The sequence below is a fragment of the Pseudomonas sp. P5_B2 genome, from assembly GCF_056400445.1.
Window position 1 is genome coordinate 1 of the sequence record NZ_JBFULH010000065.1, and the last position, 16,052, is coordinate 16,052.

The following is a 16,052-nucleotide window of genomic DNA, read 5'->3' on the forward strand; positions in this document are numbered from 1 at the left end:
GGTTTTACCATTTGCTACGGCAGCGGATTATGGCCGTGGCTCATCACCAGCTCGTTGCTGGGCCTGTTGTTGAGCAACCTTCTGTGGGGCTGGACGGTCACGGCCACCAGTTGGCAACCCACGTTTGCCGCCTTTGTTTCGTTGCCGGCGGCGATGGTGCTGATGTTTGGCGGCGGCTGGAAGGTCACAATCAATGGCGCAATCATGGGCGCCGTGTTCGTCACTCCGATGTGCTTGTTGATCGTCAATTACGTCTGCCTCCCCCTCGGATTGCCGGCGGTGATCGGCAATGTCACCGGCATGGCGGTCGCCAGCGTCGGCGCTTTTCTGCTCTGTCATTACCTGCCGAACCTGGTGAAGTCCGACCCACCCAAGAAACCGTGCCCCCCTGTGCCCGTACCCGCAATTACCAAAACGCCCGATTATGGTGTCGTATGGAGCCTGCGCCGGGTGTTGGCCGACTTTTCGGAAGCTCCGTTCTTTGGCAATGAATGGGCCAGTCTCGGTTTGATAGCAGGCGCTTTGTTGGCTTACACCTTGAACCCCACCAGCCCGGTGTATGGCACCGGCTTGCTGCCCCAACTGATCGCCGCGCAAGCGTTGACCTCGGCGTTAGGAGTAGTGATCTGGCGTCAGCAATGGATATTGCGCGGCTGGTATCCCACCTACGTACCGTTGGTGTCAGTCGTACCAGCGGCCGTTCTGACGTACGGCGGCAGCTGGCAGGTCATCGCCTCAAGCGCACTGCTGGGGGCATTGATTGCGCCACCACTGGCATGCGCGATTGCCAAGCGGTTGCCGGCCTACATGCACAGTTTCATCGGCAATGTACTGGCCATGGCTATCAGCACGCTGCTGATCATTCCGTTTATCGGACTGCTGGTAGCCAGCTGACGAACGTTGCGACTGGGCTGTATCACGGACTTAGGTCCGGGTACAGCCACATCTCATAACAAGCTAATGAGGTATCACATGGCCCTGCCCAAACTGGCCATTGCAGCGCTCGGCGGCACCGTGAGCATGCAAGCCAAGAACGCTGGCGAAGGGGTAATCCCGACCGTCAGCGGTGAAACCCTGCTGGCCTCGGTGCCAGAGTTGGCGACCTTGGCACGGGTCACCGTAGAAACGCTCGGACTGTTGCCCAGTGCCTCACTGGATTTCGACTTTTTGCTGAGTGCCCTTTCCTGGGCGAATGTTCAAATCAGTCAAGGTGCGGTGGGTATTGTCATTACTCAAGGCACAGACACCCTCGAAGAAACAGCCACATTTTTCGACTATTTGTGGGACCACGACGAGCCGTTGGTCCTGACCGGCGCCATGCGTTCGGCAGCCCAGGCAGGGGCCGATGGTCCGGCAAATCTGCTGGATGCTTGCCGGGTTGCACTGGCTGAAAGCAGCCGTCAACGAGGCGTTTACGTAGTGATGAACGGACAGATTCATTCAGCGAACGCCGTCCGCAAAACCGATTCATTGGCATTGCAGGCGTTTTCTTCCCCCATCGTTGGTCCTGCCGGCATGGTAATGGAAAACGCCGTCAACTTTCTGCGCCTGCCAGTCCGGCGCAGGGTCTTGCCGTTGCCCCAGCTGACCACACAGAAAATTGCCCTGCTGGAAGCGTCGCTTTGCGCCGATACCCTGTTAATCGAGAACATCCTCGAACTGGGTTACGACGGACTGGTGATTGCGGGTTTCGGTGCAGGACACGTTGGCGCGAGCTGGGCGGATGTAATTGAAACCATCGCCAGAAAAATCCCTGTCATTGTTGCCACCCGGACAGGTTCCGGCTCCACGGCTCAATCAACCTACGGATTTATTGGCAGCGAGATGGACCTGATCAGTAGAGGTGCATCGATGGCTGGATTTCTCTGTCCACGCAAAGCCAGAATCCTGCTGTGGCTGCTCGTAGGCTGCCAGCGACAAGATGAACTGGCGCGTTTTCTCGTTCAAAACTGACAAAAAAAACGCTTAAAAAAAGGCCTGCATTTGCAGGCCTTTTTAATTTGTCTGTCTCGTCCTGAATAAGGTTTACACCTGCTCCAGGACTAGACATCCGAAACGTTCGACTTTTTTGGAACGCTTATGGCTTGTGCGCCCGGGCCAGGAATTCGTGAGATTGCATTTCCAGCAGGCGGCTGAGCGTGCGCTGGAACTCGAAGTTCAGGCGACCACCGGTGTAGAGATCTTTGAGCTCGACTTCGGCAGAAATGATCAGCTTGACGTTACGGTCGTAGAATTCGTCGACCATGTTGATAAAGCGACGGGCGATGTCGTCAGTGGTGACGCTCATCTGTTCGACATCGCTGAGCAACACGGCATGGAAGATCTTGCCCAGTTCGATGTAGTCGTTCTGGCTACGCGGGCCATCGCACAGTTCGCGGAAGTCGAACCAGGCCACGTCGTCGCACGTGCGTACGGAGCGGATGGCGCGATTCTCGATCATCAGCACGTCGTTCTCGACCGCGGCCGTGCATTCCGGCGTCAGCGCACGGAAGCTCTTGCGCAGGCTGTCCTGAGCGGCGGCGTCCAGAGGAAAGTGGAACAGCTCCGCTTGCTCAAGATGACGCAGGCGGTAATCGACGCCACTGTCGACGTTGACGATGTCGGTGTTCTGCTTGATCAGCGCGATGGCCGGCAGGAAGCGCGCGCGTTGCAGGCCGTCCTTGTACAGACCGTCCGGCACGATGTTCGACGTCGCGACCAGGGTCACGCCATTCTTGAACAGCTCTTCCATCAGCGTGCCGAGGATCATCGCATCGGTGATGTCGGAGACGAAGAATTCATCGAAGCAAATCACTCGCGCCTCGTCGGAGAAACGCTTGGCGATGATGGTCAGCGGGTTTTTTTCGCCGCCAAGGGTCTTCATCTCCTCGTGCACACGCTTCATGAAGCGGTGGAAGTGAGTACGGGTCTTTTCCTTGAACGGCAGCGCTTCGAAGAAGGTGTCGACCAGGTAAGTCTTGCCGCGACCCACGCCGCCCCAGAAGTACAGGCCCTTGACCGGCGCCTGCTCTTTCTTGCCAAACAGTTTGCCGAGCAGGCCCGGTTTGTTCTGCGAGGCCGCGACCAGATCGTCGTACAGTCGCTGCAAATGGCGCACAGCAGTTTCCTGCGCAGCATCATGGAAGAATTCCGGGCGCTTCAGATCAGCTTGATATCGTTCTAGGGGCGTCATAATTCGTTAGCAAGGCAACAAAAACGGGCCGTCACTGTAGCGACGGCCCCGGGGAATGGCAATCAGCCCTTGGTCGGGCCGAGCCGCTGATTTATTCCTGAACCGGTGTCAGTGCAACGCGCAGGGCATCGATGGCGACGTCGCGAGCCGCGCTGTCAGCGAATTCCGGGCTGTCCGCCACGCACTCGCCTTCCAGCCAGACGCTGAAGCTCAGGTCTTCGCTGCGCACGTCCAGAGGCTGGCCCGCTTGCAGTTGTTTGGTCACTTGCCCGGCGGTTTTGCCGTCGGCGAAGTTGCGCGACAGCAKCAGTTGCTCGCCATCAGCCGCCAGCAGGCGGAAGCGGAAGCGCCCGTCGTCTTCACGGAAGCTGACGAAACGCGCGGCTTTTGCGGCTTTTTTCTTGGTGGCAGCGGCGACTTGAGTCTGCGCCACGAAAGAACGCAGGCCGACCGCTTCACGCAGTTCGTTGAGGAACGGCGTCGCCACGGCACGGGCTTTTTTGGCGCCGACTTGCAGCATGTCTTCCAAGTCCGCCGGACGTTCGATCAGTTGGTAATAACGCTCGCGGGATTCGCCCAGCTCGCTGTCAAGCAAGTGGAACAGGCGATTCTTCGCCTCCCCCCAACCCAGGCCCTGCAACAATTCGCTGCGGAACTCGTCGGACTGTGCCGGCGTAGCAAACGCTTGAAACAGCGTAAACAGGTGCGAGTTGTCCGGGTCCTTGGCTTCGCCCGGCGCGCGCGAATCGGTGACGATCCGCGAAATCGCGTCCTTCATCTCTTTGGCGCTGCTGAACAACGGGATGGTGTTGTCGTAGCTCTTCGACATCTTGCGACCGTCGAGGCCTGGCAGCGTGGCGACGCTTTCYTCAATCAGTGCCTCGGGCATKGTGAAGAATTCTTTGCCCTGACCAAACAAGTGGTTGAAGCGCTGACCGATGTCGCGGGCCATTTCCACGTGCTGGATCTGGTCGCGACCGACCGGCACCTTGTGCGCATTGAACATCAGAATGTCTGCGGCCATCAGCACCGGGTAGCTGTACAAGCCCATGGTGATGCCGGCGTCCGGGTCTTCGCCGGTCTCGACGTTCTTGTCCACCGAGGCCTTGTAGGCGTGTGCACGGTTGAGCAAACCCTTGGCGGCGACGCAGGTCAGCAACCAGGTCAGCTCGGGGATTTCCGGAATGTCGGACTGGCGATAGAACGTCACGCGGTCCACATCCAGGCCACCGGCCAGCCAGGTCGCGGCGATTTCCAGGCGCGAGCGCTGGATGCGCAGCGGGTCATCGCATTTGATCAGGGCGTGGTAGTCGGCCAGGAAATAGAACGAATCGGCATTGCTGTCACGGCTGGCGACGATCGCCGGGCGGATGGCGCCGGCGTAGTTGCCCAGGTGTGGCGTGCCGGTGGTGGTGATGCCGGTGAGGATACGGGTACGAGTCGTCATGGGTAATCGCTTGTCAGACTGCAATCAATTCGAAAGACGCGGCAGGATCAGATCCTTGAGATCGGTCAGCTTGCCATGAAAAAAGTGTCCGCATTCTGCCACTTTCAGCAGCTCATGGGGTCGCTCGAGTTTTTCGGACCAGTCGTAAACCAGCTGCGGATCGATCACTTCGTCGGTTTCCGGCTGGATCAGAGTCAACTCGCCCTGCTGCGGCAGTTGGTGCTGATCGCCCAGGCGCATGACCGCAGGTGCGACCATAAACAAATGTTTCAGTGATTCGCCCTTGGCTTCCAGGCGTCCGCCGAGACTTGCTGCAACAAAACCGCCGAACGAGAAACCGAGCAGGGTCAGTGGCAAGTCCGGGTGCTTGGTCCGCAGCCATTCGGCGACGGCTTGAGCATCGTCGACTTCACCAGTGCCCATGTCGTGCGTGCCTTGACTGGCACCGACGCCACGGTAATTGAACCGCAGGGTAATCAAACCGGCATCGCGCGCGGTGCGCTGCAGGGTCGATACCACTTTATTGAGCATGGTGCCGCCTTGCACCGGGTTAGGATGGCAGATGAGCGCAATGCCGCGGGGCTGCTCGCTATCAAGATAAAGGGCTTCCAGTTGACCCACCGGGCCATCAATCACTACAGGGGTTTCGCGCATAAGCAAGGAAGGAACTCCGTGACCTCGAATCGGGTCGACTCGTCTAGCAAATTGTCTGTGCCAATCTATTGCGAGTGAATCGCGGTATACAGCGCAGGTTCGAGCCGTTAACGTAAAGCAAAGCCGTTTATAGAGGAAGGACTCGTGGAACACTCGCTCTTAGTTTGGTTGTTACCGACTCTTGCCCTGGTTGTGGGTGTCGCCATTGGATTCCTGATCGCTCGCCTGGTGCCGAACGCCGCGCCCAGCAGCACGCAACGTCAGCTGGATGACATTCAGGAACGTTTCGACAGTTATCAGAACGAAGTGGTCACCCACTTCAACAGCACTGCAACCCTGGTCAAGAAACTGACTCAGAGCTATCAGGAAGTGCAGGAACACCTCGCCGAGGGTGCCAACCGCCTGGCCTTGGACGAGCAGACTCGCCAACGCTTGCTGGCCTCTCTGCACGCCGATGCGGCGGCAGCCCCACGCGAACGCCTGACGCCGCCGCGCAATCAGGAACCGCCTCGCGACTACGCCCCCAAGACCCCGAACGCGCCGGGCATGCTCGATGAGCATTACGGCCTGAAGAAGTAATCAGGATTCGCGCATTACACAAAAGCCCTCGGACGAGTCTTCGTTCGGGGGCTTTTTTGTTTCTGAAGGTTTTGTGTCTGTTCTGGCGACACAAAAAAGCCCGCCCGATCTGTTGAGGATCGGGCGGGCTCTTTTTTTACGCCTGGGGTTCAGTCAGGTTGGTAAAGGTAAAACTGTTATTACTGAGGATACTGCTGACCCGGAATCGCTTTCAAGTTGACTTCAACTCGACGGTTCTGTGCCCGACCATTGGCATCGCCGTTGCTGGCAATCGGATTATCCGGGCCGGCACCGCGAGCCGAGAGGTTGGCACCACTCACACCTTGCGAAGTCAGGTACGTCGCCACGCTCTGCGCACGACGCTGGGACAGGTCCATGTTGTGCTGGCGGGCGCCGGTGCTGTCGGTGTAACCAACGATTTCGATCTGGTTCTGGTTGAACTCCTTGAGCGAGCCCGCCAGGCTGTTCAACGGCTGATAGAAGCCTGAAGCGATGTTCGCCGAATCGGTTGCGAACGTGATGTTACCTGGCATGATCAGTTTGATCTGATCGCCTTGGCGCTGCACTTCAACACCGGTGTTGGCCATGCTGGCACGCAATTTTTTCTCTTGCTGGTCGGCGTAGTAGCCATAACCGGCGGCAGAAGCACCCACTACTGCTGCGCCGATCAGCGCGCCCTTGCCACGATTATCGTGGTTGATGGCAGCACCCGCCACAGCACCGGCCAAAGCACCGAGACCGCCATATTTAGCGGTTTTGCTCATACCCTGAGAGCCGCCATTAGCTTGGCCCTGGTTATCGTAAGGGCCAGGTGTGGCACAGCCAGACAGCAAGGCCACTGCGGTAGCGACAATAATCAAACGACGCGTGGTGAACATTAGAGCTCCTACTTTTTTGCATTCTGTGGTGCAACGGACTTCAGCATTGGACCTTTGCGGGGGTTGGATCATCGCACAAGTCAAAAATTCCCCACGTTAAAAACGTGTTACAAATCAGCCCCGCACAAACGGGTTCTCGCGCATTTCATCGCCCAAACGCGTGTCCGGCCCATGCCCAGTGACGACAATCGCCTCTTCGTCGAGCGTATACAGCCGCTGCTTGATTGACCGCACGATGGTCGCCTGATCGCCGCCCCACAAGTCCGTGCGCCCTACCCCGCGACGAAACAACGTGTCACCAGCAATCAGCAGCTTGGCCTCTGAAAACCAGAAGCTCATGGAACCCGGGGTATGGCCCGGCGTGTGAATCGCCACGCCGCAACCGCAGGCCAGTTCTTCGTCATCGGCCAACCAGCGATCCGGCGGCGGCACCGGCGTGTAAGGCACACCGAACATCTGGCATTGCATCTCCAGATTGTCCCAGAGGAATTGATCTTCTTTGTGCAAGTGCAGTGTGGCGCCTGTTTTCTCTTTCAACTGACCGGAGGCCAGGAAGTGATCCAGATGCGCGTGGGTATGGATGATGCTGACCACCTTCAAGCCCAAGGCATCGAGGCGCGCCAGGATCAGTTCGTGATTGCCGCCCGGATCGACCACGATCGCTTTTTTACTGATCGGGTCGCCGATGATGGTGCAGTTGCACTGCAACGGGCCGACGGGGAAGGTTTCGCGAATGAGGCTGGGTTGCTGGGTCATCGGGACAAGCTCGAAAATCTGAGATGGGCAATTCTGGCACAAAACTGCAGCAGTCTTTTGAGCGCCGGGCCAACTTTGAAAATACTACATGAGCAGTCCCAATTCTTTCGCCCGTGCCACTGCCTGTGTGCGCCGCTCAACCCCAAGCTTGCTGTTGATGTGGCTGGCGTGGGTCTTGACTGTGTGCAGCGAAATGAACAGTTGATCGCTGATTTGCTGGTTCGAACAACCTTGGGCAATCAGTTGCAGAACCGCCAGTTCACGCGCACTGAGCTGCTCTGCCCCCGAACACAACTCCAGTACCGGGCGAGCGATCGCGACTGGCAGTTGTTCTACGAGACTCTGCGAAACAGCCGTCGGAGCAACCAGTTGCAGCTGCCCACGTAACCAGTCCGGATGTTCGGCCAGCAACCCCTCGAACGGTTGCAAGGCGCCGCCGGTCGACGCTTCCAATGCCTGTGCCAGCACCTTGCGGGCTTCGGGCTCACGCCCACCGACGAGTAACAAGGCCACTTTCTGAGTCAGCGCCATGGCACTGAGCATCTGCCGCCCCGTTTGTTGCCCATGTTCAAGCAGCGTATTCAATCGGCCTTCGGCCAGCATTGGCTGCCCCTGAATGACATCCAGCAAGGCTTGTTGCAATTCGATATGCAACGGCAGTTGCGGATGGAATTCCGGTGGTGCTGCCGGGTGTTCGCCGTTATAGGTCTGCCCCAACCGGGAAAGCCAGGCTTCGGCCAGATCGGTGCGACCCTGGGCCAGCCAGAGCTCGCATTTGACCATGGTAATCATCGCCAGATAGTAAATGGGGGGCACGTCCCAGATGTGCATCAGGCGCTCGGCTTCGGCCAGTTCAGCGAAGGCGTTGGCGAAATCGCCGCAGTTACCTTCAAGCCTGGCGATCACGCAATGACCGATCAATACGCTGATATCACGACAGGCGCGAGCCTCACTCAAACCGGCCTGCAAGCGTACTCGCGCAGCTTGTGGTTGCAGGCGCAGGGCCAGCAAGAGTCCCTCATACAACGTCAGACGCGCGCGTATGGCGTAAAGTCGTTGCGCGGATAACCCTTGCAGGCGTTGCAACCCCTGACGAACCTCTTGCAATGAGCGCAGGATTTCCCCGCGTGCCTGCAATACCCGGGCGCGGTCGTAATGGGCCAGCGCTTCAAACAATGGATTACCGACCCGCTGCGCCAGTTCCAGCGACTCACGGTTCAAACTGCGCGCACGCCACAAGTCGCCGTCGGCAATGGCCAGGTTGGACAGGGTCGAGAGGCACATCAGACGTTGTCCATAGCGTTTGGCCGGCAGGCTCTGCAGCGCTTCAGTGCAATAAAGCAGCGTCTGTTCGCGGTTACCACGCCCCCGGGCGATGATGCCCCTCAGCGCCAGCCACTGCGCCAGCATCGACTTCTGCGCGGTGGCCGAAGGGGCCGGCAGGAAGCGGCTCAAGTGGGCTGCCAATTCCTCCGCCGCATCCAGTTGACAGGCCATCCCCAACGCCCAGCTGTAGAGCACGATCAGCCTGGGCGTGCTGATCAGCAAGCTGTCGGGCAAGTCCATTTTCCAGCGCAGCAACATGCCGGCGTTTTGCTCGGCCAGCAGTTGTTCTTCCGAAAGGTTTTGCACCAGGTTCGCCGCAACGTCCAGATGCCCGGCACGCAATGCCTGCTCTACCGCTTCATCGAGTAGCCCCTGTGCATTGAACCAGCGACAGGCACGTAAATGCAGGCTGGCGGCCGGCACTATCGTGTGAGCGGTGGGCCGAGTGCGGAGCAGGTCGGAAAACAGGTGGTGATAGCGGTACCAGTGGCCATGCTCGTCCAGTGGCACCAGAAAGACTTGGTGTGCCTGAAGGAAACGCAGAATTTCGGCACTGTCATGGGCTTCGCGAACCGCATCGCAGAGCTCGCTGCAAAAACGTTCCTGAGGCGCCGTGTCGTAGAGGAATTGCTGCACTTCGGCCGGTAGGCAATCGATGACCTCTTCCAACAAGTAATCACGGATCAGCCCTTCCCCACCGTGCAGCGACTGCGGCAATGCACCGTCATTGCCGGCCTCGGAAGCCGCCAGCAACCAGAAACGCAAACCTGCGACCCAGCCTTCGCTGCGCTCAATCAGACTTTCCAGCGCCTCGCCACGCAATGAGCTGCTGTGGCGATCAAGCAACGTGAGCGCTTCATCATGGGTCAGTCGAAGGTCCTGCTCATGCAGTTCGAGCAGTTGGCGCGATAACCGCAGACGCGCCAGATGCCAGTCCGGACGCTGTCGACTGGTCACCATGACCAGCAGGCCATCGGGCAAATGATTGAGGAAAAATTGCAGGCAACGATCGAGTACCGGGCCTTGCGCCAGATGATAGTCGTCGAGCACCAATAACAAAGGCGTACTTGGCGACAGGTAGATGGCCAGCTCGTCCAGCAACCCGTCCAGCCATTCTTCAAAGGCGAACGGTTGATGGCGCTGGCGCATTTTCAGCAGCCCCAGCGCCTGACTGCCCAGTGTCGGAAAGTAATCCTGAAGCCCTTCGAGCAGCCTCTCAAGGAAACGCCCCGGATCGCTGTCCCGAGGGCTTAGCCCCAACCACAGACTTCGCCAATGGGCTGGCAGCCCCTGACAGAATTCCACTGCCAATGAACTCTTGCCGAACCCGGCAGGTGCGCTGACCAGCAACAGCCTGCCATCAAGGCCGGCACTCAGGCGCTCGCACAGGCGAGGCCGCAGCACATGGCCGTCGGGCAGCGGGGGCCGAAAAAAGCGTCCGTCCAATGCCGCGATGGAAACGCTTGCAGGGCCCGGGAGTGGGGACAGATCAGTCATGGCCGGCTCTTGTTTGAAATGCGGATGGCGGCGTTGCAGATGTCCGCAGACTAGCGGTAAACGGATAGGGAATGAAGGTTATTGCTACAAATGGCTACAAAAAGTCTGCGAACAGAAGCGGCCGGGCGCGCGATGCAGTTTTCCCGGAAGATCGTATTGCCCCCTTCGACTTGCTCGCGAATGGGCCATCAACGGCGCCGAAAACTCATGGGCCAAACGCCGGACAAAAAAAAACGCCCCGAACCAGTCGGGGCGTTTTTCCAGGAGGTGACCTCTGTTAGTGCAGGTTAGCGAACCCCTTCCTGACGCAGTGCAGCCGGTGTGAAGTCGCTGGTGGTAGCGGTGAAGCCGAAGTCATAGGCAGACTTCTCTTCGTTCTTCATACCCAGCGCCAGATAGCGACCCGATTGCAGGTCGTACAGGGCTTCCAGTGCGTACCACGGCACTTGAACGTTGTAGTAATCCTGAGCGTGAGCTTCTGCCACACGCCACAGCTGATTACGACCATCGTAGTGATCGATCACGGCGGCTTGCCAGGTGTCTTCGTCGATGTAGAAGTCACGTTTGGCGTAGATGTGACGCTGGCCTTCTTTCAAGGTCGCCACGATATGCCAGACCCGGCGCAGCTCGTAACGTGCCAGGTCCTGGTTGATATGACCGGCCTTGATGATGTCGTCGTACTTGAGGTTAGGCGAATCGAGCTTGTAGCTGTCCGAGGCAATGTACATCTCTTTCTTGCCTTCGAGCTTCCAGTCGTAGCGATCCGGCGCACCGTTGTACATGTCCAGGTTATCGGAGGTACGCAGGCCATCTGCCGCGGTACCCGGGCCGTCATAGGACACTTGAGGTGCACGACGCACACGACGCTGACCGGCGTTGTAGACCCACGCCGAACGCGGTTCCTTCACTTGGTCGAGGGTTTCGTGCACCAGCAGCACACCACCGGCCAGACGTGCCGGCGCGAGCACTTTCTGCTTGAAGTAGAACAGGATGTTGCCCGGGTTCGCCTGATCGAAGTCCTTCATCTTGTCGCGGAAAACGAACTGATCCTGGAAGTACACCAGGCTGTACGAGCCGTTCGGCTGCGGCGTTGCCTGGGTCACCAGACGGGTCACGCTGCCACCGCGATAGCGGGTGATGTGGTTCCAGATGACTTCAATGCCGGTCTGGGGAATCGGGAACGGGATAGCGGTTTCGAAGTTTTCCAGGCCGTTGCCACCGGATACCAGCTTGGTCGTGGTGGCGTTTTTCTTGATGGCGGCGAATACTTCAGCCGGCACGGTGGAGCCACGATGGGACGTGTAAACCGGCATCTTGTAGGTTTCCGGGTAGCGCTTGAACATCGCGTACTGGCCCGGGGCGAGTTTACTTTTGTACTGCTCAACGTTCTGTGCAGTGATGGTGAACAGTGGCTTTTCACTGGCGTACGGGTTGGACAGGAAACCTTTGCTGTCGACGGTTCCGATGTTTTTCGCCATTGGCTTCCAAGATGGAATTGAACCGTCGGCGTTGCCCGCCATTTCGGCGCCCATCGGGGTCAGGCTCTTGCCCAGTTTGTCGGCTTCGGCCGCAGGGACCGCCGCCATCACACTGGTCGCCAGCAGCGAAAGCCCCAGAACACCAACTTGGAACAGACTCTTTGTTATTTTCATATGTGTGTTCGTCCTGAGAAAACAGTGCTTAGAAGTTCACGCCGACGCTGAGCGCAACGAAGTCGCGGTCATCTACGGTGGTGTACTTGCCGTCGAAGAAGTTGGTGTACGCCAGGCTCGCGGTGTAGGTGTTCTGGTATTCGGCATCGAGGCCCAGACTTACCGCTTTACGACCTTCCTCAAAGTTGCCGCCAGGGCCTGGCGAGTAACCGTTTACGTCGTGGGACCAGGCCACGTTCRGCTTGAGGTTCACACCGGCGAACACGTCGTTGTAATCCCAGATCGCACGACCGCGGTAGCCCCACGAAGTCGCCGTAGTGAAGCCGTCGTTGTCGCAGTTGCGGCTGCGGTTGTTGGTGGCAGCGCCAGGGCCGGCTCCGTTGATGGTGCTGGTGTTGAGCGCAACGCAAGTATCGATGGCGCCAGAGGCTGGCAATGAACCTGGGCCGTAGACCGGGTCGCGGCCATAACGAACGTCGGAGGTGCTTTCCAGGCCGCCGACGTGAGTCACGCCCACTTCACCAACCAGGGTCAGACGGCTCGCGCCCATCACTTGGTCAAAGAAGTGCGTCAGGGTGCTCTGTAACTGGGTGATTTCTTTACGGCGATAGCCATTCAGGTCAGTACCCGGTGCGGCGGAGAGCAACGAAGCGTTGGTCAAAGGATTGTTCGTATTGCCGTTGCCCAAAGGACGAATGCCAGCGAACAGAATGTCGGTGGAGTTCAACTGCACCGGCGCGTTCGGACGGTAGCTGACTTCACCGCTCCACGCCGTCCCCGTAGACAGGGTGGTGGAGAAGCTCAGGCCATAGAGGCGAATGTCTTCAGGGTATTCGATGAAGTACTTCGAGTTACCCGCGACCAGCAGTGGCCCCAGCGCCTGGAACGCGGGTGGCAATGCCGCCACGCCGTTGTAGACCGACTGCGGCGCACCGGTGGCGCTGAAGATCGGCGCACGGCTGTGGTAGTTCATGAAGTAGGCGCCGAACTCGGTGTCCAACGGGTCGAACATGTACTTGAAAGACGCACCCCACTGGCCGCTGTCACGTGCATCACGGTCGCCGCCACGCTGAACCAGTACACCTTCCTCGTTGACGTTAACGCCGTTGGCAGCCAACGGGCCCAACGCAATGGCCGGAATTGTCGAGCGCTTGTTCAGCACGCGCAGGTAGTTATCGCAACCGTCGGCCACGATGTCAGGCTGAGAGAAAAACGTGCCGCAGTTATCGACTACGGTCTGGTCCCATTCCAGCTGGTAGAACGCTTCAGCCGACAGGTTGTCGGTCAGGCTCTGGGACACGTAGAACATGTTCACCGGGATCAGGCCTTCCTTGACCTCGGCACCCGGACGACGGAACGCGGAAACGTCGATCGGGTTGATGGAGTTGATGCCGCCGCCGATGAAAGTACTTTCACCCCAGCTCACCACCTGCTTGCCCAGACGCACGGAACCGGGCTGATCGGCAACGGCGTAGTTGTGATAAACGAAGGCGTCGAGAATTTGCCCGCCAGAGGACTTGGCGCCTTCTTTGCGGCCGTCATTGCTGACGTTAACGAATTCCAGATCTTCGTTTTGCAACGCGAAGTCGTACCAGTATTTGCCCCGGACAAATACGCCCGTGTCGCCATATTTCAATTCAAGGTCATGAATGCCCTTGAAGATCTTCGAAAAAGCTTGCCCGCTCTTGAAGTTCAAATGTCCGTTATCGGAGGTCTGGGACAAGCCGTGCCCGCCGTTGTTGACACCGATCAGGTTCTTGTTCGGCGACTGGGTAGACACACTCATACCCAGGGAGAGCGACGAATCGAACTGACCTTCGATTTCACCAACGTTGAAACTGACGCCGAATGCAGGCCCGGCGAGCGAAGAGGCGAGACTGACCGCCAGGGGCAATTTCGCCCGGCGCCAGAACTTGTTTACTGATGTCATCGACGCTACTCCATGTGCATTATTGTTATGGCTGTGAGCACTTCTAAAAACGTTGTGGGTGACGGGGAGCCAAAGCGTCCCGAAGTCACTCCAAAATTGCATCGCCTCGTCTTGTGCGTTTGCTCCGTTCTTAAAAATCCGTGAGCGGACTATAGCCAGCAGGTAGTAGAGCTTGATCCCTCTAAAGTGTGATTTGTAGCTGCCGACCACTCTGGAACAGTCCTTTCGCCAGTCCGACACCTGTCGGCCCGCCAAGGATGGCTGAAATTTCGGATTACACAAGCCAAGCGCTTGCTTGGTGGGCCTGGCGTGCCTTTTCGGGCACGCCAGGAGACGCTTAAAGCGTCGAGAGGAAGGTGCTGTTGTTAGCCTGCCATTCAGTGATGTCGAGGCGGATGCGCTTCTTGTCGAGCTTGCCGACACTGGTCTTGGGAATTTCAGTAACAAGGGCAATCTGGCTAGGGATAGCCCACTTGCTCAAGTGCCCCAACTCCACAAATGGCTTGAGGTGTTCCTTGAGTTCCCGGGCCCCAATCTCATGCCCTTCGTGGATCACCAGCAGCGCAAACGGTCGCTCACCCCATTGCGGATCGGCGATACCCACCACTGCTACTTCGCGTACCGCCACGTGGCGACTGATCAAATCTTCAAGGTCCAGCGACGAAATCCATTCGCCACCGGTCTTGATCACATCCTTGATGCGGTCACGAATGTCGATCACACCCATGCTGTCCAGAGTTGCCACATCGCCGGTGTGCAGCCAGCCCCCGGCCCAAAGCTCGGCGCCCTTTTGCGGTTCGTTGAAGTAGCCCTCGGTGAGCCATGGCGCACGCAGCACCAGCTCGCCCTGGGTTTCGCCATCGGCGGGCAGGAAGTTGCCGTCGGGGTCGACGATCGCCGCTTCCACCAATGGCCCCGGCACGCCAGCCTTGATGCGATAGGCGGTACGTTCGTCTTCGCTACCGGCCATCAATTCATCGTTGAGGTGAGCACACGACACCAGCGGCCCGGTTTCCGACATGCCATAAGCGGCCGTCAACTGGATGCCCTTGCCTTTGGCAGTTTCGTAGAGCGTGCGGTTAAGCGCACTGCCGCCGATGACGATTTTCCAGCCGCCGAAATCCGCGCCTTGTGCCGCTTTGGAATTGAGGATCATCTGCAAAATGGTCGGTACGCAGTGGGAAAAGGTAACCTTTTCCTTGCGCCACAGTTCCACCAGGTATTCCGGGTCGTAACGGCCGGGATAAACCTGCTTGAGCCCGAGCATCGTCGCCACATAAGGCAAGCCCCAGGCATGCACGTGGAACATAGGGGTAATCGGCATGTACACGTCGCTGGTGCCCAGCAGACGCACGCTATCGATGGAGCCCATGATGGTCGACACGCCCATGGTGTGCAGCACCAGTTGCCGGTGGGTGAAATACACACCTTTGGGATTACCGGTGGTACCGGTGGTGTAGAACGTTGTCGCGACCGAGTGTTCGTCGAAGTCCTGGAAATCGTATTGCGTGCTGGCAGCCGCCAGCAGTTCTTCGTACTCGCCGATCAGGTTGGGCAGGTCGGCGGTTTTGTCCGGGAGGTCGGTCAGCAGCAGGGTTTTCTCGACTGTGGTCAGGTTCCCGGCAAGCGCCTGGTACAGCCCCACGAACTCGCTGTTGACCAGCACAAAGCGGTCCTCGGCGTGGTTCATGGTGTAGAGGATTTGTTCCGGTGACAGGCGCACGTTGATTGTGTGGATCACTGCGCCGATCATCGGGATGGCGAACATGCATTCCAGGTATCGATGGCTGTCCCAGTCCATCACCGCCACGGTATCCCCGGCCTTGACGCCGGCCGCCGTCAACACGTTCGCCAGCCGCGCGACCCGCTCAATGAGGGTTGGATAGCTGTAGCGTACCTGGTCGCRGTAAATGATCTCGCGGGTTTTCTCGTAACGAGCGCCGGACATCAGCAGTCGCTTAATGAGCAGCGGATACTGGTAAGCGCCTTCGGCTGGGGGGATAACGCGAGTCTGCAACATATCAATCCCTTTTCTGACTGCACGGTGTTGGCTGAAAGTAAGCACTCTAGTGCCCTTCAACGCCGGTCAAATCAGCCAAAGGAATGATTTGCAGAGCCGCGCAAATGCTAGCTTTGTGCCAGCATTTGCGGGAGCTCAAGG

General features: G+C 58.4%; 12 protein-coding genes. 3 read left to right on the forward strand and 9 right to left on the reverse strand.

The window, feature by feature from the left end; translation table 11 throughout:
- Nucleotides 1-894: hypothetical protein (locus AC1DRJ_RS08950; RefSeq protein WP_477801815.1), on the forward strand; the 894-nt coding region annotated here is incomplete at its 5' end.
- Nucleotides 895-972: 78 nt separating this feature from the next.
- Nucleotides 973-1,953 (forward strand): asparaginase, encoded by a 981-nt coding sequence (locus AC1DRJ_RS08955; protein WP_477801816.1) that lies wholly within the window; start codon nucleotides 973-975, stop codon nucleotides 1,951-1,953.
- Between the two features lie 124 nt (nucleotides 1,954-2,077).
- On the opposite strand, the gene zapE is transcribed toward AC1DRJ_RS08955, so the two are convergent.
- From zapE to AC1DRJ_RS08970, 3 genes are all read right to left on the reverse strand, one after another.
- A complete protein-coding gene (zapE, locus tag AC1DRJ_RS08960) occupies nucleotides 2,078-3,172 on the reverse strand; it encodes a cell division protein ZapE (RefSeq protein ID WP_477801817.1) in 1,095 nt (364 codons plus the stop codon).
- Between the two features lie 91 nt (nucleotides 3,173-3,263).
- Entirely contained in the window at nucleotides 3,264-4,619 is a 1,356-nt protein-coding gene (locus tag AC1DRJ_RS08965; RefSeq protein ID WP_477801818.1) for a tryptophan--tRNA ligase, read from the reverse strand.
- Nucleotides 4,620-4,643: 24 nt separating this feature from the next.
- Nucleotides 4,644-5,273, reverse strand: coding sequence for an alpha/beta hydrolase (locus tag AC1DRJ_RS08970; protein WP_477801826.1), 630 nt, complete (start codon nucleotides 5,271-5,273; stop codon nucleotides 4,644-4,646).
- A 144-nt stretch (nucleotides 5,274-5,417) separates the two neighbouring features.
- On the opposite strand from AC1DRJ_RS08970, the gene AC1DRJ_RS08975 reads away from it, so the two are divergent.
- Entirely contained in the window at nucleotides 5,418-5,852 is a 435-nt protein-coding gene (locus tag AC1DRJ_RS08975) for a Z-ring associated ZapG family protein (RefSeq protein WP_477801819.1), read from the forward strand.
- A gap of 179 nt (nucleotides 5,853-6,031) precedes the next feature.
- On the opposite strand, the gene AC1DRJ_RS08980 is transcribed toward AC1DRJ_RS08975, so the two are convergent.
- The 6 genes from AC1DRJ_RS08980 to AC1DRJ_RS09005 form a co-directional block, all read right to left on the reverse strand.
- The gene (locus AC1DRJ_RS08980; protein WP_477801820.1) at nucleotides 6,032-6,730 is read right to left on the reverse strand and encodes a YiaD family glycine zipper/OmpA-like lipoprotein; all 699 of its coding nucleotides are present in this window, start codon (nucleotides 6,728-6,730) and stop codon (nucleotides 6,032-6,034) included.
- Between the two features lie 114 nt (nucleotides 6,731-6,844).
- Nucleotides 6,845-7,486, reverse strand: a complete 642-nt coding sequence (locus AC1DRJ_RS08985) for an MBL fold metallo-hydrolase (protein ID WP_477801821.1) — start codon at nucleotides 7,484-7,486, stop codon at nucleotides 6,845-6,847.
- A gap of 84 nt (nucleotides 7,487-7,570) precedes the next feature.
- Complete coding sequence (locus tag AC1DRJ_RS08990) at nucleotides 7,571-10,309, reverse strand: winged helix-turn-helix domain-containing protein (protein WP_477801822.1); 2,739 nt, start codon at nucleotides 10,307-10,309, stop codon at nucleotides 7,571-7,573.
- A gap of 287 nt (nucleotides 10,310-10,596) precedes the next feature.
- Nucleotides 10,597-11,961, reverse strand: coding sequence for a DUF1329 domain-containing protein (locus AC1DRJ_RS08995; protein ID WP_477801823.1), 1,365 nt, complete (start codon nucleotides 11,959-11,961; stop codon nucleotides 10,597-10,599).
- A 28-nt stretch (nucleotides 11,962-11,989) separates the two neighbouring features.
- Nucleotides 11,990-13,891, reverse strand: a complete 1,902-nt coding sequence (locus AC1DRJ_RS09000) for a DUF1302 domain-containing protein (RefSeq protein WP_477801824.1) — start codon at nucleotides 13,889-13,891, stop codon at nucleotides 11,990-11,992.
- Nucleotides 13,892-14,228: 337 nt separating this feature from the next.
- Complete coding sequence (locus tag AC1DRJ_RS09005; RefSeq protein WP_477801825.1) at nucleotides 14,229-15,911, reverse strand: fatty acid--CoA ligase; 1,683 nt, start codon at nucleotides 15,909-15,911, stop codon at nucleotides 14,229-14,231.
- Nucleotides 15,912-16,052: the final 141 nt, after the last annotated feature.